The organism is Citrobacter sp. Cf136 (assembly GCF_030333815.1).
Classification (GTDB): Bacteria; Pseudomonadota; Gammaproteobacteria; order Enterobacterales; family Enterobacteriaceae; genus Citrobacter; species Citrobacter freundii.
In genome coordinates this window covers 568,197-589,019 of sequence record NZ_JAOWFE010000029.1, presented here as the reverse complement: position 1 = coordinate 589,019, position 20,823 = coordinate 568,197, and the positions used below count along the sequence as shown (strand labels likewise).

Annotated in this window: 20 protein-coding genes and 1 pseudogene; 7 read left to right on the top strand and 14 right to left on the bottom strand. The window is 51.3% G+C overall.

Annotation, left to right across the window (positions count from 1 at the left end; genetic code table 11):
• Nucleotides 1-2: 2 nt before the first annotated feature.
• On the bottom strand, nucleotides 3-1,163 hold the full coding sequence (locus OGV98_RS03395) for an efflux RND transporter periplasmic adaptor subunit (protein ID WP_044714562.1): 1,161 nt from the start codon (nucleotides 1,161-1,163) through the stop codon (nucleotides 3-5).
• 419 nt (nucleotides 1,164-1,582) lie between these two features.
• On the opposite strand from OGV98_RS03395, the gene envR reads away from it, so the two are divergent.
• Complete coding sequence (envR, locus tag OGV98_RS03390; protein ID WP_044714559.1) at nucleotides 1,583-2,245, top strand: acrEF/envCD operon transcriptional regulator; 663 nt, start codon at nucleotides 1,583-1,585, stop codon at nucleotides 2,243-2,245.
• A 39-nt stretch (nucleotides 2,246-2,284) separates the two neighbouring features.
• On the opposite strand, the gene OGV98_RS03385 is transcribed toward envR, so the two are convergent.
• From OGV98_RS03385 to acuI, 13 genes and pseudogenes are all read right to left on the bottom strand, one after another.
• Entirely contained in the window at nucleotides 2,285-2,449 is a 165-nt protein-coding gene (locus OGV98_RS03385) for a DUF2556 family protein (protein ID WP_003025279.1), read from the bottom strand.
• Between the two features lie 82 nt (nucleotides 2,450-2,531).
• A complete protein-coding gene (yhdJ, locus tag OGV98_RS03380; protein WP_003844806.1) occupies nucleotides 2,532-3,416 on the bottom strand; it encodes an adenine-specific DNA-methyltransferase in 885 nt (294 codons plus the stop codon).
• Nucleotides 3,417-3,504: 88 nt separating this feature from the next.
• Complete coding sequence (gene fis, locus OGV98_RS03375) at nucleotides 3,505-3,801, bottom strand: DNA-binding transcriptional regulator Fis (RefSeq protein ID WP_000462905.1); 297 nt, start codon at nucleotides 3,799-3,801, stop codon at nucleotides 3,505-3,507.
• A 25-nt stretch (nucleotides 3,802-3,826) separates the two neighbouring features.
• Complete coding sequence (dusB, locus tag OGV98_RS03370; protein WP_057102187.1) at nucleotides 3,827-4,792, bottom strand: tRNA dihydrouridine synthase DusB; 966 nt, start codon at nucleotides 4,790-4,792, stop codon at nucleotides 3,827-3,829.
• A 298-nt stretch (nucleotides 4,793-5,090) separates the two neighbouring features.
• Nucleotides 5,091-5,867: a carbonic anhydrase gene (locus tag OGV98_RS03365; RefSeq protein WP_061549604.1), complete on the bottom strand. Its 777-nt coding sequence runs from the start codon at nucleotides 5,865-5,867 to the stop codon at nucleotides 5,091-5,093.
• Nucleotides 5,868-5,995: 128 nt separating this feature from the next.
• The gene (gene prmA / locus OGV98_RS03360) at nucleotides 5,996-6,877 is read right to left on the bottom strand and encodes a 50S ribosomal protein L11 methyltransferase (RefSeq protein ID WP_003839878.1); all 882 of its coding nucleotides are present in this window, start codon (nucleotides 6,875-6,877) and stop codon (nucleotides 5,996-5,998) included.
• 11 nt (nucleotides 6,878-6,888) lie between these two features.
• On the bottom strand, nucleotides 6,889-8,340 hold the full coding sequence (panF, locus tag OGV98_RS03355; protein WP_003839880.1) for a sodium/pantothenate symporter: 1,452 nt from the start codon (nucleotides 8,338-8,340) through the stop codon (nucleotides 6,889-6,891).
• Nucleotides 8,330-8,572, bottom strand: a complete 243-nt coding sequence (locus OGV98_RS03350) for a YhdT family protein (protein ID WP_003844813.1) — start codon at nucleotides 8,570-8,572, stop codon at nucleotides 8,330-8,332. Before OGV98_RS03350 ends, panF begins: the two co-directional genes overlap by 11 nt.
• Nucleotides 8,573-8,679: 107 nt before the next feature.
• Complete coding sequence (gene accC, locus OGV98_RS03345; RefSeq protein WP_003025213.1) at nucleotides 8,680-10,029, bottom strand: acetyl-CoA carboxylase biotin carboxylase subunit; 1,350 nt, start codon at nucleotides 10,027-10,029, stop codon at nucleotides 8,680-8,682.
• Nucleotides 10,030-10,039: 10 nt separating this feature from the next.
• Nucleotides 10,040-10,510 carry an acetyl-CoA carboxylase biotin carboxyl carrier protein gene (gene accB / locus OGV98_RS03340; protein ID WP_003025210.1) on the bottom strand — a complete coding sequence of 157 codons (471 nt, stop codon included), beginning with the start codon at nucleotides 10,508-10,510 and terminating at the stop codon, nucleotides 10,040-10,042.
• Nucleotides 10,511-10,902: 392 nt separating this feature from the next.
• Nucleotides 10,903-11,502: a protein-methionine-sulfoxide reductase heme-binding subunit MsrQ gene (gene msrQ, locus OGV98_RS03335; RefSeq protein WP_044714547.1), complete on the bottom strand. Its 600-nt coding sequence runs from the start codon at nucleotides 11,500-11,502 to the stop codon at nucleotides 10,903-10,905.
• Nucleotides 11,503-12,507 (bottom strand): annotated as a pseudogene (gene msrP, locus OGV98_RS03330) (protein-methionine-sulfoxide reductase catalytic subunit MsrP).
• A gap of 119 nt (nucleotides 12,508-12,626) precedes the next feature.
• Nucleotides 12,627-13,601, bottom strand: coding sequence for an acrylyl-CoA reductase (NADPH) (gene acuI / locus OGV98_RS03325; RefSeq protein WP_016151069.1), 975 nt, complete (start codon nucleotides 13,599-13,601; stop codon nucleotides 12,627-12,629).
• 225 nt (nucleotides 13,602-13,826) lie between these two features.
• Here acuI and csrD point away from each other — a divergent pair, with 225 nt between their 5' ends.
• From csrD to rng, 6 genes are all read left to right on the top strand, one after another.
• Nucleotides 13,827-15,767, top strand: coding sequence for an RNase E specificity factor CsrD (gene csrD, locus OGV98_RS03320; RefSeq protein ID WP_003839888.1), 1,941 nt, complete (start codon nucleotides 13,827-13,829; stop codon nucleotides 15,765-15,767).
• A gap of 306 nt (nucleotides 15,768-16,073) precedes the next feature.
• Nucleotides 16,074-17,117: a rod shape-determining protein MreB gene (mreB, locus tag OGV98_RS03315; protein ID WP_000913396.1), complete on the top strand. Its 1,044-nt coding sequence runs from the start codon at nucleotides 16,074-16,076 to the stop codon at nucleotides 17,115-17,117.
• A 66-nt stretch (nucleotides 17,118-17,183) separates the two neighbouring features.
• Nucleotides 17,184-18,206 carry a rod shape-determining protein MreC gene (gene mreC / locus OGV98_RS03310; protein WP_003025198.1) on the top strand — a complete coding sequence of 341 codons (1,023 nt, stop codon included), beginning with the start codon at nucleotides 17,184-17,186 and terminating at the stop codon, nucleotides 18,204-18,206.
• Complete coding sequence (gene mreD / locus OGV98_RS03305; protein ID WP_003025196.1) at nucleotides 18,207-18,695, top strand: rod shape-determining protein MreD; 489 nt, start codon at nucleotides 18,207-18,209, stop codon at nucleotides 18,693-18,695.
• Between the two features lie 7 nt (nucleotides 18,696-18,702).
• Entirely contained in the window at nucleotides 18,703-19,296 is a 594-nt protein-coding gene (locus tag OGV98_RS03300; protein WP_003839891.1) for a Maf family protein, read from the top strand.
• Entirely contained in the window at nucleotides 19,286-20,755 is a 1,470-nt protein-coding gene (gene rng / locus OGV98_RS03295; RefSeq protein WP_003025190.1) for a ribonuclease G, read from the top strand. The genes OGV98_RS03300 and rng overlap by 11 nt, the downstream gene beginning before the upstream one ends.
• Nucleotides 20,756-20,823 lie beyond the last annotated feature (68 nt).

Sequence of the window (20,823 nt, the reverse complement as noted above, 5' to 3'; positions counted from 1 at the left end):
CCTTATTGGGCTTTCGTGGCAGGAGTTTCGGTATCGGCGGTTGCTTTAACCTGAACGCCTGGACGTGCTTTCTGTAAGCCGCTCACGATAACTTTGTCACCCGGTTGCAGGCCTTCGCTGATAAGCCATTTGTCGCCAATGGCTTGTGCAGCAACGACTGCGCGAGACTCAACCTGACTCTTGTCATTGACGACCATTACGGTGGCATCGCCGCGAGGCGTACGCGTTACCCCCTGCTGCGGAACGAGAATGGCATTTGGCTGAACACCTTCATCAATGCGTGCGCGCACAAACATGCCCGGCAACAGCGTATGCTCTGGGTTAGGGAACACGGCTCTGAGGGTGATTGATCCGGTGCTTTCATCAACCGTCACATCAGAAAACTGCAAAGAGCCTTTTAGCGGGTATGACTGACCATTTTCCATCACCAGTTCGACCGTACTGCTGGTGCTGTCTTTATGCAGACTCCCTTGTTCAACAGACTGTTTGAGGCGCATAAAGTCGTTACTGGACTGTGTTACGTCGACGTAAATGGGATCGAGCTGTTGAACGGTAGCAAGCTCTGTAGCCTGGCCATTCGTGACTAATGCGCCTTCGGTGACGTTAGATTTACCGATGCGTCCGCTAATCGGCGATGTCACTTTTGTGTAGGCCAGATTGATACGCGCGCCTTCGACCGCCGCTTTTGCCGCGATCACGGAGGCATCGGCCTGACGAGCATCAGCAATTGCCTGATCGTACTCTTGCTGGCTGATGTACTTGGTGCCAACCAATGGCACATAGCGTTTTACCGTTAAATGCGCGATTGCAGCCGCCGCTTCACTCTTCGCCAGTTCACCTTTGGCGCTGTCATAGTCGGCCTGGTAAGTCGCGGGATCGATCTGATAAAGCGACTGTCCGGCTTCAATATCGCTTCCCTCAGTGAAATTTCGTTTAAGCACTATCCCGCTGACTTGGGGACGGACTTCTGCAATTCGGAATGCCGTTGTGCGCCCGGGTAATTCGGTCGTTACGGCTAAAGGAGCCTTTTCGACGACATGGACAGTCACCTGCGGTTCTGCGGGATGAGCTTGTGTTTCTCCCTGATCGTTACAACCGGCGAGTAATGCAGCGGAGACGATGATGAATGAGGGCAGGAGTGAAAACCTGGCATTTTTCGTCATTTCAATTCCTTAAAAAACCGAACGCTCGTTATTAACCGGGTAACGCAGGGGCGATAACGCGCACAAGAGAAAATAATAGTTGGCTATCCTACAAATTATTAGCTTGCGATGTAAGTAATACTTATTTATGGGTGCGATTCACGGCACGTAAAAGCAAAAAGAGATTAATCGACTGTTGTTTCATTGAGGTGTTAATAGCAATACTATGATGCGTATAAACACAAATTGAAATAAGCATTTGGTTTGTGAATATATTGATTGTTGGTATTTGTTTTGTTTATTCGTGTGCAAAGTCAGTAATAATATTTTTTAGGGCTCGTTTAAATAAATGCTAAGTGATACATTTATTGCGTTTAGCAAATATTAGATAAGAAAGTTAATCATTCTCTACCTTACCCTTACCTCAGACAGCTGAAACCATGGCCAGAAAAACGAAAGCTGATGCCCTCAAAACGCGGCAGCACCTGATAGAAACAGCGATTGTACAGTTTGCCGCACGTGGCGTAAGCAATACGACGCTAAACGACATTGCAGATGCCGCCAGCGTGACGCGGGGGGCGCTGTATTGGCATTTTGAAAACAAGACGCAATTGTTTAATGAACTATGGTTACAACAACCGCCATTGCGCGATCTTATTCAGGACCAGCTTATTGGCCGTTGGGGAGATAATCCTTTACAGCGACTGCGTGAAAAGTTAGTTGTGGGGTTGCAATATATTGCGCAGAATCCTCGCCAGCAGGCATTAATGCAAATTTTATATCATAAATGTGAATTCCATAACGATATGATATCGGAACAGGCTATTCGTGAAAAAATTGGTATCAATCATCTGGGTATGCGCATTGCCTTGCAAAAATGTATGGACGACGGACTTATCGCAACCAGTCTTGATTTAGACGTTATAATAATTATTCTTCATGGGAGTTTTAGTGGCATTGTTAAAAACTGGCTCATTAATCCAATGAGTTATGATCTTTATAAACAAGCGCCAGTATTAGTTGATAATGTATTAAAAATGTTAAGCCCAGATGGTAGCGTAAGGCAATTAGCGCAGAGTGAGAGTCAGGTGGGGTCGTTTTAGCCGCCAGGCCTGACGGCTGTTGAAGTGGGGTTGGTGGCGCTATTCGAGGTCGACGCAGTTGACCAGCTTAAGGGGATTCACTGAGTTCATATTCCGGCACTTATCGTGCTCTGTTGTCATCAGCTCTATCCATTGGATGAGCAGCGCATCAAAAAGAAAAACGAATACTGCAAAAACAACCAGCCACCAATACTTGCGAATCATTACCAAACCCTGTGTATTCATGCCCAAGCGTGCAGGGAATATACACGAAATCTGTAACCTGAAAAGCAGACTTACAATGCCTTTACTTTGTTGAAAGATCGCCGCTCTTTGCCGTCAATCGACTCTTTTTAGACAGGTTTTTTGTCTTACGTTTTTTCACCTTGGCAAGCTCAATTTCTGAAAAATGAGAACCGATACTCAGTCTTCTGAGCCCCATTTTTACGTATTCAACATTGATCTCAATCCCGACAAACTTGCGACCCAATTCCACGGCGGTGGCACCGGTGGTGAAGCTGCCGGCAAACGGATCCAGTACCCTGTCATCTGGGTTCGAGGATGCCAGAATTATACGCTCCAGGAGGGCTTTGGGTTTCTGGGTGGGGTGGTTTTCGTATTCGTCCATCAGATAGCGAACGCGTGGGAACTCCCAGACATTTCCCGGCACTTTTTTCTGATTGTATGGCTGCGGTGGATTTTTTCTGTAGTCTATTAGCGCGCGTTGAGCCCCGGTTTTGGCTTCAACCAGAATATCGTCACGATTAAATGTGTAGTTTTTCTGATCTTTTACCATCATCAGGATCGGTTCATACATCGAACCAAAGTAATTTTTGGCCTGTACCCCTGAGCTATCGTATGACCACACGATACGGCTCTTGATAGTAAAGAGCTGGCGGCATTTGAGGTCAATATACGGCATGTTCTCCGTACTGTTCATGATGTACATGGTGCCGTGCGGTTTGAGAATGCGATGGCACTCGTCAATGCACTCAAACAGCCACGCCAGAAAAGCCTCTTCATCCCAGGACTCCACCATCCCGTCAAAATCTTTACCGATGTTATAAGGTGGATCGGCAAAAATGAGATCGACGCTTTCAGAAGGCAGCTTTTTCAGTTCGGTCAGTGCATCACCCAGGATTATCTTTTTAGATTCATCGCCAAAATAGACAGGTTCACATCTTGCGTTCATCGCCAAAGCCTCCCGTGTGAAGTTAATAAAAAAGGCGCTTCCCCATGCCGAGTAGCGCCTTTTAAAACAAACATTTAACTGATTAGTATCAGTTCATGCCGTATTTTTTCAGTTTTTTACGCAGCGTACCACGGTTGATGCCCATCATCAGGGCAGCACGGGTCTGGTTACCGCGGGTGTATTGCATCACCATGTCCAACAGGGGCTGTTCTACTTCAGCCAGTACCAGCTCATAGAGATCGTTAACATCCTGACCATTCAATTGAGCAAAATAGTTCTTCAGTGCCTGTTTAACCGAGTCACGCAGGGGCTTTTGAGTTACCTGGTCCTGAGAGTTAACGGTAGAAACGGTCAGTACGTCAGAATTTACGCGTTGTTCGAACATAGTTCTGTCAGCTCTTTATTTCTGTTTACGCAAAATTTTCGAAGTATGCCTCCAACGCCGCCAGCTGTTCGCTGGAATCTTCAATGGCGTTGAATGTGCGCCGAAACTGGTCATCCGGAGCGTGTTCCTGGAGATACCAGGATACGTGTTTACGCGCAATTCGGTACCCTTTTGCCTGACCATAAAAGTCGTGCAGTTCCCGAACGTGCGCACAAAGCAAGCGCTTCACCTCTGCCAGAGGCAGCGGGGGCAGCAGCTCCCCAGTGTCCAGATAATGCTGGATTTCCCGAAAGATCCAGGGTCTTCCCTGAGCTGCACGTCCTATCATCAGGGCATCCGCCCCCGTATAGTTGAGTACAGCTCTGGCTTTATGCGGGTCAGTAATGTCGCCATTCGCGATAATCGGAATGGAAACTTTCTGCTTAACTGCCCGAATACTGTCGTACTCAGCATCTCCATTGAACAAACAGGCGCGGGTGCGTCCATGAATGGTCAGAGCCTGAATGCCACAATCTTCAGCCAGTTGGGCAATCTCTACGCAGTTACGGTGTTCCGGAGCCCAGCCGGTGCGAATCTTGAGTGTGACAGGAACGTCCACTGCATTGACGACCTCGGTTAGTATCGACTTCACTAAATCCGGGTACTGCAAGAGGGCTGAACCTGCGAGCTTACGATTCACTTTTTTAGCCGGACACCCCATATTGATATCAATAATCTGGGCGCCGCTTTCCACGTTAATACGTGCGGCATCGGCCATCTCAACAGGGTCGCTACCGGCAATTTGCACCGTGCGAATTCCTGGCTCATCAACGTGCACCATCCGTAAACGAGACTTGTCACTTTCCCAAACCTGCGGGTTAGAAGACATCATCTCGGATACCGTCAATCCTGCTCCCATCTCATAGCACAGCGTCCTGAATGGTCTGTCAGTGATGCCAGCCATAGGTGCTGCGATCAGGCGATTTCTGAGCTGGTATTGTCCGATGCGCATGAGTTAAGAAATGACCATACTGTGACTGCAAGGCGGCGTATATTACGCATTTTTCGCACGAGATGAAAGGCCAAACTTTGACCAATCCACTGAGGTGGATCAATGAATTGCCGTAAATGTGAACGCATGAAAATATTTAATCATATAAATCATTGCATTATAAAGATGTGTCTATTTTATATACACATATAATTTTGCGTAACTTCTCATTTTTTCTTCAGCTGCAGAAGGTACTGACAAGATATTCTGCTGAATTAATCAGCAAATCACCTCGCCATTGTGTGATCGCTACCTCATTTTAGTACAGGATCTCGGTATCCCCAGAATAGCTTGCCGTAATCTTGCGTTCATTCAACGGCTGCAGCGGGCGATTGTTTGCAGGCCCAACAATGTAGTGAAATTTATCCAGCTGTTCGGCTGAAAGAGCAACAGGCGTTTTCAGGACAGCCCAGGTGACGCCTTCGGTGCAGGGTGGCGTTGTTAACGAACCACGGTAGCGCCAGTAGGTTTTATTGTCGGGTAAAAGCTGATTGATATTAACTGGTGAGAAGATGGGCATACTGCTGTCTTCCATGGCTGGAAAGGACTCCCACAAATTTTGAATCGCCTGGTTCGGTTCGCCGACGTCAAACATAACCGCCACGATAGCGATGTCTCCGGATTGATTTTTGTGGAGCAGCTGCAGCTCCAGCGGATAGGTTTTACCGTTGAGGGCATGTTCACTCGGGGCGTGGAATTCAAATTGTTTTAAATAATAAAGCGTTTCATCAATTTCAATGGAATTAGATGTATAGCTACTCATCGTTGCCTGCAACGTATGGTTAATGCTCCGAAATCTAGTTGGGCCATCGACGTACTGCATGTTGAGCGCGGGAAGACCGAGTTTACTGGTTGTGGTGGTCTGGATGTCTATGGGGGATTGGTTTATGCCTGTCTGGCACGTTGCATACGCTTTGCTGATTTCTCCCCACCGTGCGGGGCCATTTTCTTCGGTATATCCCCATGGTACGGCCAGCGTGGTCAGTGGCATCAGGCATGCTGCCAGCAAAGTTGTTGTAAAACAGTTGAAACGCATACGTTTACTCAATGAAAATCAATATAAAAAATAACAAAATCAATTGATTATTATATCGCTGAGGAAAGTGTCGGTATGCTGGTCTATTGTCTGAAAATGGCGTGGTCAGATAACCACGCCGGAAGGGATTATTTTTTCTGGCCGGTAATGCGACACCACTCTTCTTTCTCAATAACCGGATCGAGCGTAAAGAGATCGGCATAGGCTTCACAGACGCTTTCCGCCTGGCTGGCAAGAATACCAGAAAGCCCCAGCAAACCGCCTTCTACGGGCAGTACGCTGATTAACGGAGCCAGTTCACGTAATGGGCCAGCAAGGATGTTGGCGACCACCACGTCGGCTTTCATCGCCTCTGGCTGGTCTTTCGGCAGATAAAGCTCCAGCCGCTCAGAAACACCATTACGCTGGGCGTTATCACGGCTGGCCTGAATCGCTTGCGGATCGATATCCACGCCAATGGCTTTCGCCGCACCCAGTTTCAGTGCCGCAATGGCAAGAATGCCGGAGCCGCAGCCAAAGTCGATAACCGTTTTACCGTTAAGATCAAGACCGTCCAGCCATTGCAGGCACAGAGAGGTGGTGGGGTGCGTGCCTGTACCAAACGCCAGACCCGGGTCCAGCATCACGTTGACAGCATTCTCATCCGGGACATCGCGCCAGCTCGGGCAAATCCACAGACGTTCGCCAAAGCGCATCGGGTGGAAGTTATCCATCCATTCGCGTTCCCAGTCTTTGTCTTCGAGCTGTTCGATTTTATGCACGAAGCCTTCACCCAGCAGCGGATGCTGTTCCAGGATGGCAACAACTTCTTTCATGTCGGTTTCTGCATCGAACAAGCCGATAACGTCGGTATCACCCCACAGGCGAGTCTCGCCCGGCAGAGGTTCAAATACCGGCGTATCATGCGTATCCTGGAAAGTAATGGAAACGGAGCCCGCTTCCATCAGCGCATCGCTCAACTCTTCAGCGTTGGCACCGGTCGTGTTCAGTTTCAGTTGGATCCATGGCATGGCAAAACTCTTTATTTATCAGTAGTCAATATGGCGACTTGCGGGACGGCGGAACCGAAACGGTTGCCGATCAGGAAAGCCAGCAAGCTTATCAGTAACGAGGGCACGATCGGATGGAAGCCCAGGAACTGAACGTTAAAGGTGGCGAGTAAAGCATAAAGCACGCCGCCGACAATCATCGCGCTCAATGCGCCTGACGCGTTTGCCCGCTCCCAGTAGAGGCCCAGCACCAGCGGCCACAGGAAGACGGCTTCCAGCCCGCCAAACGCCAGCAGATTCAGCCAGATAATCATCTCTGGTGGTTTCCAGGCGGCCAGCAACAGTAACGCGCCCAGCAACAGGGTAATCACTGCTGACATGCGCTTCAGCCGGGTTTCATTTTTAAGCTGTTCCGGACGAAGGTTCAGGTACAGATCCTTAATGATCGTAGCGGAACTTTGCAGCAATTGGGCATTGATCGTCGACATGATCGCGGCCATGGGAGCCGCAAGGAAGATCCCGGCAGCGATCGGCGGCAAGACTTTGACCATCAGCGTAGGGATAACCAGGTCTGGTACCGTCAGGTCAGGGATTACCGCCCGTCCCAGAGCACCCGCCAGATGCATACCAAACATCAGGATCGCCACCACTATGGTGCCGATGATAATGCCGCGGTGTACCGCTTTACTGTCTTTATAAGAGATGCAGCGTACCGCCGTATGCGGCAGGCCAATTACGCCAAAACACACCAATACCCAAAATGAGGTCATAAACGTGGGTGACAAAATGTCATCAGCGCCCTGCGGCGAGACCAGTTTAGGATCGATAGTCTGCAGGGTTACCACCGCATTGCTAAGGCCACCGGCAGCATGGACGACGCCGACCAGCAAAACGATAGTTCCAATCAGCATCACCATACCCTGCATGGTATCGTTCAGTACACTGGCGCGAAATCCGCCGAACGCCGTATACAATGCGATACTGACGCCAAAAATCAGCAATCCAGTTTCGTAAGGAATGCCCGCAGCGGTTTCAAGCAGACGTGCGCCGCCAATAAACTGTACGGTCATTGCTCCGACAAACGCGACCAGCAGGCTGAGACTCGCCAGCCACACCAGCAGGCGGCTCTGGTAGCGCGCAAACAGCATATCGTTGAGGGTAACAGCATTATAACGACGCGCCAGAATCGCGAATTTCTTACCAAGAATCCCCAATGAGAGCCAGACGGCAGGCAACTGGATCATCGCCAGCAGCACCCATCCCAGTCCGTATTTGTAAGCAGCGCCAGGACCGCCAATAAACGAGCTGGCGCTAATGTAGGTTGCCGTTAGCGTCATCGCTAACACGACCCCGCCCATGGAACGGCTGCCAAGGAAATATTCATTCAGGAAGGTACCGGTCACTCTCTTACGCATGGCGTAAACAGAAAGACCGAAGACCACCAGAAGATAGGCGACCAGCGGTAAAATAACTTCAAGCTGCATCGTCATCCTCCAACGAAATGTCGCGATAGATAAACTTCACCATCGCCCAGCACAGCGCGATGAAAACCAGCGGCGTTAGCAGGCAGGCCATTTCGAACCAGTGCGGTAAGCCGGTAAAACCCAGCGTTGAATCAGGTAAGTAAGCGGCCACTAACCATGTGACCAGATATAAAAGGGTTAGCCACAGCGCCCAGCGCGCCTCTTTATGGGCCTGAACAAAACGAGCGTCCATTTTTTGTCCCTTGTGGATAAAGAAAGCGGGGATTGTACCTTATGGCACGTGCGGGAGGGGAGAAAAACAAAAGGCCGGAATTTCCGGCCTTTTTGGTTAACGCACGCTTACTTTTCCTGAAGTCCGAGTTTTTTCTCCAGATAGTGGATATTGGTTCCACCGTGCTGGAAGTGCTCGTCATTCATGATACGGATCTGCAGGTCAACGTTGGTTTTGATACCGTCGATGATCAGTTCCTGCAAGGCGTTTTTCATACGGGCGATAGCGACGTCGCGGTTTTCGCCATAGCAGATCAGCTTACCGATCATTGAGTCATAGTACGGAGGTACGGTGTAGCCTGCGTAAATATGAGACTCCCAACGCACACCAAAACCACCCGGCGCGTGGAAACGCGTGATTTTACCTGGGCTTGGCAGGAAGGTGTTCGGGTCTTCGGCATTGATACGGCATTCTACCGCATGGCCTTTAACCACAACTTCGTCCTGCTTGATGGACAGCGGTTGACCCGCTGCGATGCGCAGTTGCTCTTTGATCAGGTCAACGCCGGTGATCATTTCGGTTACCGGGTGTTCAACCTGAATACGGGTGTTCATCTCGATGAAGTAGAACTCGCCGTTTTCGAACAGGAACTCGAAAGTACCCGCCCCGCGATAGCCGATATCAACACAGGCTTTGGCGCAACGCTCGCCGATGTAGCGACGCAGTTCCGGAGTAATGCCCGGTGCTGGTGCTTCTTCGACAACTTTCTGGTGACGACGCTGCATGGAGCAGTCACGCTCTGCCAGATAAATTGCGTTACCCTGACCGTCTGCCAGCACCTGAATCTCGATGTGGCGTGGGTTTTCCAGGTACTTCTCCATGTAAACCATGTCGTTGTTGAAAGCCGCTTTCGCTTCCGCTTTGGTCATGGAGATGGATTGTGCCAGTTCGGCATCGCTGCGCACGACGCGCATACCGCGACCGCCGCCGCCGCCGGAGGCTTTGATGATAACCGGATAACCGATGCGTTTAGCATGAGCGCGGTTAGCGTCCATGTCATCACCCAGCGGGCCGTCAGAGCCTGGGACTGTTGGTACACCTGCTTTCTTCATCGCGGTGATTGCAGACACTTTGTCACCCATCAGGCGGATGGTGTCGGCTTTCGGGCCGATGAAGATAAAGCCGGAACGTTCTACCTGTTCAGCAAAGTTGGCGTTCTCAGAGAGGAAGCCATAACCCGGGTGAATTGCCACCGCGCCAGTGATTTCAGCAGCGCTAATGATAGCCGGGATGTTCAGATAGCTTTTTACGGATGCTGCCGGGCCAATACAGACCGTCTCATCCGCCAGCAATACGTGTTTTAAATCGCGATCCGCGCTTGAATGCACCGCGACAGTCTTGATGCCCAGTTCTTTACAGGCACGAAGAATACGCAAGGCAATCTCGCCGCGGTTGGCGATAACAATTTTATCCAACATGTTCGCCTCGTTATTCGATGACGACCAGCGGCTCGTCAAATTCTACCGGTTGTCCGCTTTCTACCAGAATCGCTTTAACTACGCCGGATTTGTCGGCTTCGATCTGGTTCATCATTTTCATGGCTTCAACGATGCACAGGGTATCGCCCGCATTCACTTTCTGGCCGATTTCGATGAACGCTTTCGCATCCGGGCTCGGGGTGCGGTAGAACGTACCAACCATTGGGGAGCGTACGATGTGACCACTGATTTCCGCTGCTGCCGGAGCTTCCATACTTGGAGAGGCAGTTTGTGCGACAGCGTTAGACAGAGCTGGCTGCTGCATCACTGGTGCAGCATAAGCCTGTTGCATCATCGGAAAACTTGCAGCTGGCGCTGCACGGCTGATGCGTACAGATTCTTCGCCTTCAGAAATTTCCAGTTCGGAGATGCCTGATTCTTCAACCAGCTCGATCAGTTTTTTAATCTTACGAATATCCATGAGTGGGTTCCGTACTCTTTGTTTAGTGAGATTGTGACAAGCGTTTTACCGCCGTCTGTATAGCATTTTTATAACAGTGAGTGACAAGATGCCACGCATCTCAGGCGCTGCACTGGGTGCTGCTGCCATTAAATGAGATTGCCAGACTTGTTAGTCATTGTGCGGCTATCTTCTGCCATTTTCGGGTAAAAGACAAAATATACCTTCAATATGCGATTGTCACCCTTTCAGCGCTTTAAAAACGCTACCGGGGATAGCAAAGTCGCACATTATAACTATTTCGTAGCAATTGGCAGCTAAATACTGGTCTTATCAGGGAAGATAATCAACCGTTAACATGTAAAGAAAATCGGATCGTCCGTGTTTTGCAACGCACTGCACATAACGTGAAACTACCGCCACCACTGGCGAAACTTCTTGTAACGGCACGCTAGCAGCACCGCCGCGAGCGCTGCATAAATAATCGGTTGAGGGGAGATAATTTTTACCGACCACAAATAATGTATGGGTGCCAGGATCGCCACAAGATAGACGAAGTTGTGCAGATACTGCCAGTTTTTACCCAGCATTCTCTGTGCAGCTTGCGTAGATGTTAAAGTGAGGGCGAATAATATGACCCAGCTAGCAATGCCCAATGTTAAATAAGGTCGCGTAAGTAATTCCCGCCCTAATAACGCCAGATTATTAATGCCCAGCTCCAGTAACGCGTAGCTGGTTAAATGCAGCGTTGCCCAGGCGAAACACCATAGCCCTAACAGACGACGTGTGCGTATCAATAATGGCTGTTTAGCGTAGCGCGTGAGTGGAGAGACCAGCAAGGTCGCCAGCAAGAATTTCAGAGCTGTCCTACCGGTAAAGTGCTGGATATCTTTGACCGGATCGGCGCTCAGGCCGCCGTGATTTACCGCCCAAAATAGCCAGATAAACGGCAATAAACCGGCAAGATGCAGGCAAACTTTCATCGCGATAATGTGCTTTGCGGTCAGACGCACTTAAAAATTCTCCTGCAAATTGAGTCCGCGATACAGTGATGCAACCTCTTCGGCATAGCCGTTAAACATCAGCGTGGGCTGACGCTGTACGTCCAGGATACCGCCTGCGCCAATAAAACGCTCAGTGGCCTGGGACCAGCGGGGGTGATCGACATGCGGATTCACGTTGGCATAAAATCCGTATTCATTGGGCGCGGCCAGATTCCAGGTTGTCGGAGGGCGTTCGCGCGTGAGTTTGATACTCACGATCGACTTAATGCCTTTAAATCCATATTTCCACGGCACAATTAAGCGAATGGGCGCGCCATTTTGTGGCGGAAGGGCCTTACCATAAACCCCCACAGTAAGCAGTGTGAGTGGGTGCATTGCTTCATCCAGACGCAGTCCTTCAACATAGGGATATTTTAGCCCGCCGCCAATAAAGCGATCTTTCTGTCCCGGCATATCATCCGGTGCGTACAGCGTTTCGAACGCGACATACTTTGCGTTGCTGGTGGGTTCAACCTGCGCCAGCAGTTTATGTAACGGAAAGCCGATCCACGGCACGACCATTGACCAGGCTTCCACGCAGCGCATCCGATAAATCCGTTCTTCCAGCGGGAAACGGGCGGTCAGCGCATCGTGATCGAGGGTGAGTGGTTTTGCCACCTCGCCACTGATTTGCAACGTCCACGGATCGGTTTTCAGGCTGCCTGCATTGGCTGCCGGATCCGCTTTATCGAGACCGAACTCGTAGAAGTTGTTGTAGCCAGAAACCTTATCCGCAGGCGTTAAAGGAAGTGAATTTTGTCAGGCGGAGGGCTTACTGAAATCAAGCGGCTTACCTGCAGGTGCGGGCGGGCGGTCATTACCCTTAAACCAACTCAGAAGGTCAGCCTGAGCAGAGTGGGGTAAAGACAACGCGGCTGCGCTGATCCCTAGTGCTTTCAGCACCTGGCGACGCTGCATAAAAAAAGCCGACTCGTCAGTGACGTCGGCTTCTGTAAATGGACGTAATTTCTTCATAACAGACTCCCGGCTTACGCGTCATAACTGACAGGGGACGCGTAGTTAATATGGCAGGGAGTCTGTAGATGTGCCGCGAAATTTGGTTAATTAAGTGTAAATTTCTGCGCCAGGGCCTGTTACTTCACCTTCACCAGCGTACGGCCTTGCACCTGGTTATTGATGATGGCATCGGCGAACTTCGGCGCATCAGCCAGCGTAATTTCCGTTGCCGCCTGAGCATAGAAAGATTCCGGCAGATCCTTAACCAGACGCGCCCAGGCCTCTGCACGGCGTGCCGGCGGGGTCATCACCGAGTCCACTCCTTGCAAACGAACGTTACGCAGAATGAATGGCATCACCGTGGTCGGCAGAGCGAAACCACCCGCCAGGCCGCAGGCGGCAACGCAGCCACCGTAGTTCATCTGCGCCAGAACTTTTGCCAGAACTTTGTCGCCAACGGTATCCACCGCGCCAGCCCACAGCTGTTTTTCCAGCGGACGAGACTCGGCAAACTCATCGCGGCCAAGAATACGGTTAGCGCCCAGGCTTTTCAGGTAGTCGTGGGTGCTTTCACGGCCCGAAACCGCCGCAACCTGATAACCCAGCTTATGCAGTAACGCAACGGCTGTGCTGCCCACGCCGCCGCTGGCGCCGGTGACGACAATTTCACCGTCTTGCGGGCGAATACCTGCATCTTCAAGCGCCATTACGCACAGCATAGCGGTAAAGCCGGCGGTACCGATGACCATGGCTTTACGCCCATCCAGTCCTTTTGGCAGCGCAACCAGCCAGTCGCCTTTCACGCGTGCGCGCTCTGCCAGTCCACCCCAATGATTTTCACCCACGCCCCAGCCGGTCAGTAACACTTCCTGACCCGCATGAAAACGGGGATCTTCGCTTGCACGCACGGTACCGGCGAAATCGATACCAGGAATCATCGGAAAATTACGAATGATTTTACCCTTGCCAGTGATAGCCAGAGCATCTTTATAGTTCAGGCTTGACCAGTGGATATCCACCGTAACATCGCCTTCAGGTAGCTGATTTTCGTCGAGGGGTTGAACGGATGCGAGGGTTTTTCCGTCCTGCTGTTCTAAGATCAAAGCCTGCATAACCTGTCCTCAATTCGTATAGTGGATTGGAAAATTATTAATGAAGACTATACTCGCTAATCAAAACATGATGCCGATTCTGCGCAATAAATTGCCAGATATACCTGATTTGGTAGTATGCCCACACTGTATGTATAAATGGACGGATTTTGCGTTCAGTTTTGCATTTTTGGGTCGCTTTATCACTTTCAGGCCTGTTTCATAACTGTCGGAGTTAACACAAGGATGCGATTAACGACGAAATTTTCAGCTTTTGTCACGCTGCTTACTGGGTTAACGATCTTCGTGACTCTGATCGGCTGTTCGCTGAGTTTCTATAACGCTATTCAATATAAGTTCACCACGCGCGTGCAGGCGGTCGCGACGGCGATTGATACGCATCTGGTCTCCAGAGATGTCGTTGCGTTAACCCCGCAAATCGATGAGCTGATGGTTTCTGTTGATATCGTGCGCATCGAACTGTTGCAGGGCGAACACGTGGTGTATGACCACTCGCGCACCAGTAGCTACCGACCGGCAGGGACGAACAATCTCTACCGCGAGATCACCGTACCGTTGGTCAAGCATCCGGGCATGTCATTGCGTCTGGTTTATCAGGATCCGATGGGTAACTATTTCCATTCGCTGCTGACCACCGCACCGCTCACGATAGCCATTGCTTTCATTATTCTGATGCTCTTTTTGTCTGTGCGCTGGCTTCAGCGCCAGCTTTCGGGTCAGGAGCTGCTGGAGATTCGTTCCACACGTATTCTGAACGGCGAACGTGGGCCGAACGTGCGGGGAACGGTCTATGAATGGCCTGCGCGCACCAGCAGTGCGCTCGATATGCTGCTGACTGAAATTCAAAATGCTCGCGAGCAACGCAGCCGCCTGGATACGCTGATTCGTTCCTATGTCGCGCAGGATACAAAAACTGGGCTAAGCAACCGCCTGTTCTTTGATAACCAACTGGCCACGCTGCTGGAAGATCAGGAAAAAGTAGGCTCGCATGGCGTCGTGATGATGGTACGCCTGCCGGACTTTACGCTGCTGCGCGATAGCTGGGGAATCACCCTCGCGGAAGAACAAATCTCGACGCTGATCAATTTGTTGTCGACTTTTATGACGCGCTATCCGGGCGCGTTGCTTGCGCGTTACCACCGTAGCGATTTTGCCATCCTGCTGCCACACCGCACGTTGAAAGAGGCGGAAAGTATTGCCGGGCAATTATTAAAAGCGGTAGATGCACTTCCGACTAATAAAATGATCGATCGTGCCGATATGGTTCATATTGGCATTTGCGTTTGCCGCAGCGGTCAGTCGCCGGAGCAAGTGATGGATCATGCTGAAGCCGCCACGCGGAATTCGGTATTGCAGGGCGGAAATAGCTGGTCGGTCTATGATGACTCGCTGCCGGAAAAAGGTCGGGGCAACGTACGCTGGCGAACGCTGATCGAACAGATGCTCAGCCGGGGCGGGCCGAGAATTTATCAAAAGCCTGCAGTAACCCGTGAAGGGCGGGTGCACCATCGGGAGCTGATGTGCCGTATTTTTGATGGTAACGAAGAGGTCATTTCGGCGGAATATATGCCGATGGTCCTTCAATTTGGCCTGGCTGAAGAGTATGACCGTTTGCAGATAAGCCGTCTGACCCTGCTTTTGGGTTACTGGCCGCAGGAAAATCTGGCGATGCAGATAACGGTTGAATCGCTTATTCGCCCACGTTTTCAGCGCTGGCTGCGTGATACGCTGATGCAGTGCGAAAAATCATTACGCAAACGCATAATTATTGAACTTGCTGAGGCAGATGTCTGTCAACATATCAGCCGGTTACAGCCCGTCATCAGATTGATGAATGCGCTGGGCGTGCGTATTGCCGTTACGCAGGCGGGGTTAACGCTGGTGAGCACCAGTTGGATTAAAGAGCTTAACGTTGAGTTATTGAAGCTGCATCCAAGTCTGGTGAGGAACATTGATAAGCGAACGGAAAATCAGCTTCTGGTTCAAAGCCTGGTGGAGGCCTGTTCGGGAACACCCACGCAGGTTTACGCTACGGGCGTACGTTCGCGTAGTGAGTGGCATACGCTGACAGAACGCGGAGTTGCGGGTGGGCAAGGGGATTTTTTTGCTGCATCACAACCACTTGACACTAACGTGAAAAAATATTCGCAAAGATACTCGGTTTAACCTGCCGTTTAATTTGTTTTCACGTAGAATAACGCGCGCTGTGCCTTCTGGGGGTGTGCTTGCCTGCTCGCCAGGTTGTAACAGCAAACATGCAGGTGAATGACCTTTGACAGGTTGCAAACAAAAGCGAGGAGTGCTGCTGATTTATTCAGCCCTGATGGACTCAGGCCGGTTTTGTAACAAAGGAAACGAACTGCACTAATTTTCACCGTAGCAGATGATTTTTGCGCCTTGTCGCTGCTGCGTGTGGTTGGTAAAGTAAGCGGATTTTGTTTTCCGCCCCAGCTTTCAGGATTATCCCTTAGTATGTTGAAAAAATTTCGTGGCATGTTTTCCAATGACCTGTCCATTGACCTGGGTACCGCGAATACCCTTATTTATGTAAAAGGACAAGGCATCGTATTGAATGAGCCTTCTGTTGTGGCCATTCGTCAGGATCGTGCCGGTTCGCCGAAAAGCGTGGCTGCAGTAGGTCATGATGCGAAGCAGATGCTGGGTCGTACGCCGGGCAATATCGCTGCAATTCGCCCAATGAAAGACGGCGTTATCGCTGACTTCTTCGTGACTGAAAAAATGCTCCAGCACTTTATCAAGCAAGTGCACAGCAATAGCTTCATGCGCCCAAGCCCGCGCGTACTGGTGTGTGTACCGGTTGGAGCAACTCAGGTTGAACGCCGTGCGATCCGTGAATCAGCTCAGGGCGCAGGTGCTCGTGAAGTCTTCCTGATCGAAGAGCCGATGGCGGCTGCGATCGGTGCGGGTCTGCCAGTTTCTGAAGCAACCGGTTCAATGGTTGTTGATATCGGTGGTGGTACCACTGAAGTTGCCGTTATCTCCCTGAACGGCGTGGTTTACTCCTCTTCTGTTCGTATTGGCGGCGACCGCTTTGATGAAGCCATCATTAATTATGTTCGTCGTAACTACGGTTCTCTGATCGGTGAAGCGACCGCAGAACGTATTAAACACGAGATCGGTTCCGCTTATCCGGGCGACGAAGTGCGCGAAATCGAAGTTCGCGGTCGTAACCTGGCTGAAGGCGTTCCGCGCGGCTTTACCCTGAACTCCAACGAGATTCTGGAAGCCCTGCAGGAACCGCTGACCGGTATCGTTAGCGCGGTAATGGTTGCACTGGAACAGTGCCCGCCGGAACTGGCGTCTGACATCTCCGAACGCGGTATGGTGCTGACCGGTGGCGGTGCGCTGCTGCGTAACCTTGACCGTCTGTTAATGGAAGAAACCGGTATTCCAGTTGTTGTTGCTGAAGATCCGCTGACCTGCGTGGCGCGCGGCGGCGGCAAGGCGCTGGAAATGATCGACATGCACGGCGGCGACCTGTTCAGCGAAGAGTAATCGGATGCAGGTTGGGTAGCCCCCGCGGGTTGCCCTTCCGCTCTGATACGAGAATACGCATAGACTATGAAGCCAATTTTTAGCCGTGGCCCTTCGCTACAGATTCGCCTTATTCTGGCGGTGCTGGTGGCGCTCGGCGTTATTATTGCCGACAGCCGCTTGGGTACGTTTAGTCAAATCCGAACGTACATGGATACCGCCGTCAGTCCTTTCTACTTTATCTCAAATGGTCCTCGTGAATTACTCGACGGCGTGTCGCAAACGCTGGCTTCGCGTGACCAACTCGAACTTGAAAACCGGGCATTGCGTCAGGAACTGCTGCTGAAAAATAGCGAACTGCTGATGCTGGGGCAATACAAACAGGAGAACGCGCGTTTGCGCGAGCTGCTGGGATCGCCATTGCGTCAGGACGAACAAAAGATGGTGACGCAAGTCATCTCAACGGTTAATGACCCTTACAGCGATCAGGTGGTGATCGACAAAGGGAGCGTTAACGGCGTCTACGAAGGTCAGCCGGTTATTAGTGACAAAGGCGTTGTGGGTCAGGTCGTGGCGGTGGCTAAACTGACGAGCCGCGTGCTGCTGATTTGCGATGCGACGCATGCGCTGCCCATTCAGGTTCTGCGTAACGATATTCGCGTGATCGCTGCGGGTAACGGCTGCACTGACGATCTTCAGCTCGAACACCTGCCGGCCAATACCGACATTCGCGTTGGCGATGTGCTGGTCACCTCGGGTCTGGGCGGACGTTTCCCTGAAGGTTATCCGGTTGCTGTTGTTTCTTCCGTTAAGCTGGACACTCAGCGCGCTTATACCGTGATTCAGGCTCGCCCGACCGCGGGTCTGCAGCGTTTGCGCTATCTGTTGCTGTTGTGGGGTGCCGATCGTAATGGCGCGAACCCGATGACGCCGGAAGAAGTACACCGCGTTGCCAATGAACGTCTGATGCAAATGATGCCGCAAGTTCTGCCAGCACCAGATGCCATGGGGCCGCCTGCGCCAGTGCCAACTCCTGCAACAGGTGTGACTCCTGCGCCTGTGGATACCACGCCGCCACAACCTGCTCCGCGTAAGCCGGGAGGACAGTAAGTGGCAAGCTATCGTAGCCAGGGACGTTGGGTGATTTGGCTCTCGTTCCTTATTGCACTGTTGCTGCAAGTCATGCCCTGGCCGGATGACATTCTGGTTTTCCGGCCAAACTGGGTACTGCTCATCTTGTTGTATTGGATCCTGGCGCTGCCGCATCGCGTAAATGTGGGCACGGGATTTGTGGTGGGTGCCATACTGGATCTCATCAGCGGCTCCACGCTTGGCGTGCGCGCATTGTCGATGAGTATCATTGCTTATCTGGTCGCGCTGAAATTCCAGCTATTCCGAAACCTCGCGCTCTGGCAACAGGCGCTGGTGGTCATGTTGTTATCACTGGTCGTGGATATTATTGTTTTCTGGGCCGAGTTTTTAGTGATCAACGTCTCTTTCAGACCTGAAGTGTTCTGGAGTAGTGTAGTGAATGGCGTGCTTTGGCCATGGCTATTCTTACTGATGCGTAAAGTCCGTCAGCAGTTTGCGGTGCAATAAGGTTGATATGAATACTCTGTATCTTGCTTCAGGTTCTCCACGTCGTCAGGAGTTGCTCGCTCAGCTTGGTGTTACGTTTGAACGACTGATCCCTGGGATTGAAGAACAGCGGCACCCGCAGGAAAGTGCGCAGCAGTACGTTTCCCGTCTGGCGCGCGAAAAAGCGCAGGCTGGTGTAGCGCTGGCACCGCGCGATTTGCCGGTATTGGGTGCGGATACCATCGTTATCCTTAATGGCGAAGTGCTGGAAAAACCGCACGACGCTGCCCACGCCGCAGCAATGCTGCGCAAACTGTCGGGCAAAACGCATCAAGTTATGACGGCCGTGGCACTGGCCGATTGCCAGCACAGTCTGGACTGCCTGGTAGTGACGGAAGTGACATTCAGAGCACTAACCGATGAGGACATCGCGGGTTATGTTGCCAGCGGTGAACCAATGGATAAAGCAGGTGCATACGGTATTCAAGGGTTGGGTGGCTGTTTTGTCAGGAAGATAAATGGCAGCTATCACGCCGTAGTCGGCTTACCGCTGGTAGAAACGTATGAGTTGCTGACCAATTTTAACGCACTGCGTGAGAAAAGGGATAAACATGACGGCTGAATTGTTGGTAAACGTAACGCCATCGGAAACTCGGGTGGCTTACATTGATGGCGGTATTCTGCAGGAAATTCATATTGAACGTGAGGCGCGACGCGGAATCGTAGGCAATATCTACAAAGGTCGTGTAAGTCGTGTACTTCCGGGTATGCAGGCGGCTTTTGTAGATATTGGACTGGATAAAGCCGCATTTCTTCACGCTTCTGACATCATGCCGCACACCGAATGCGTGGCGGGTGAAGAACAAAAACAGTTCACCGTACGCGACATTTCTGAACTGGTGCGCCAGGGTCAGGATCTGATGGTGCAGGTGGTAAAAGATCCTTTGGGAACGAAGGGCGCACGCCTGACGACGGACATCACGCTTCCTTCCCGTTATCTCGTTTTTATGCCGGGGGCCTCGCACGTTGGCGTATCCCAACGTATCGAAAGCGAAACGGAACGCGAACGTCTGAAAAAAGTGGTGGCGGATTACTGCGATGAGCAGGGTGGTTTCATCATTCGCACGGCGGCAGAAGGCGTATGCGAAGAGGATCTGGCCTCGGATGCTGCCTACCTGAAACGCGTCTGGACAAAAGTCATGGAGCGTAAAAAGCGCCCGCAAACGCGCTACCAGATGTACGGTGAACTGGCACTGGCACAGCGCGTGTTGCGTGACTTTGCTGATGCGCAGCTTGACCGCATCCGCGTCGACTCCCGTCTGACCTATGAGGCGTTACTGGAATTTACGGCGGAATATATCCCCGAGATGACCAGCAAGCTGGAACATTACAGCGGGCGTCAGCCTATTTTTGATCTCTTTGATGTAGAGAATGAAATCCAGCGCGCGCTGGAACGCAAAGTTGAGCTGAAGTCCGGCGGTTATCTGATCATCGATCAAACTGAAGCGATGACCACCGTCGACATCAATACCGGCGCGTTTGTTGGGCATCGTAATCTCGACGACACTATCTTTAATACTAATATTGAAGCAACGCAGGCCATTGCTCGTCAGCTGCGTCTGCGTAACCTCGGCGGCATTATCATTATCGATTTTATCGACATGAATAATGAAGATCACCGTCGCCGGGTACTGCACTCCCTGGAGCAGGCTCTGAGCAAGGATCGTGTAAAAACCAGCATTAACGGTTTTTCACAGCTGGGCCTGGTGGAGATGACGCGCAAACGCACACGTGAAAGCGTGGAACATGTATTGTGCAACGAGTGTCCAACCTGCCATGGGCGTGGTACGGTGAAAACGGTGGAAACCGTATGTTATGAAATCATGCGCGAAATCGTGCGGGTACACCATGCATATGACTCCGATCGTTTCCTGGTTTATGCCTCTCCGGCAGTGGCTGAAACCCTGAAAGGTGAAGAGTCACATGCGCTGGCGGAGGTTGAGATCTTTGTCGGCAAACAGGTCAAAGTACAAATCGAACCGCTGTATAACCAGGAGCAGTTCGACGTCGTCATGATGTAAATCGTGTAGTGGCACCCGCGCATGTAGGCCGGATAAGGCGCAAGCGCCGTCATCCGGCAATATTCACT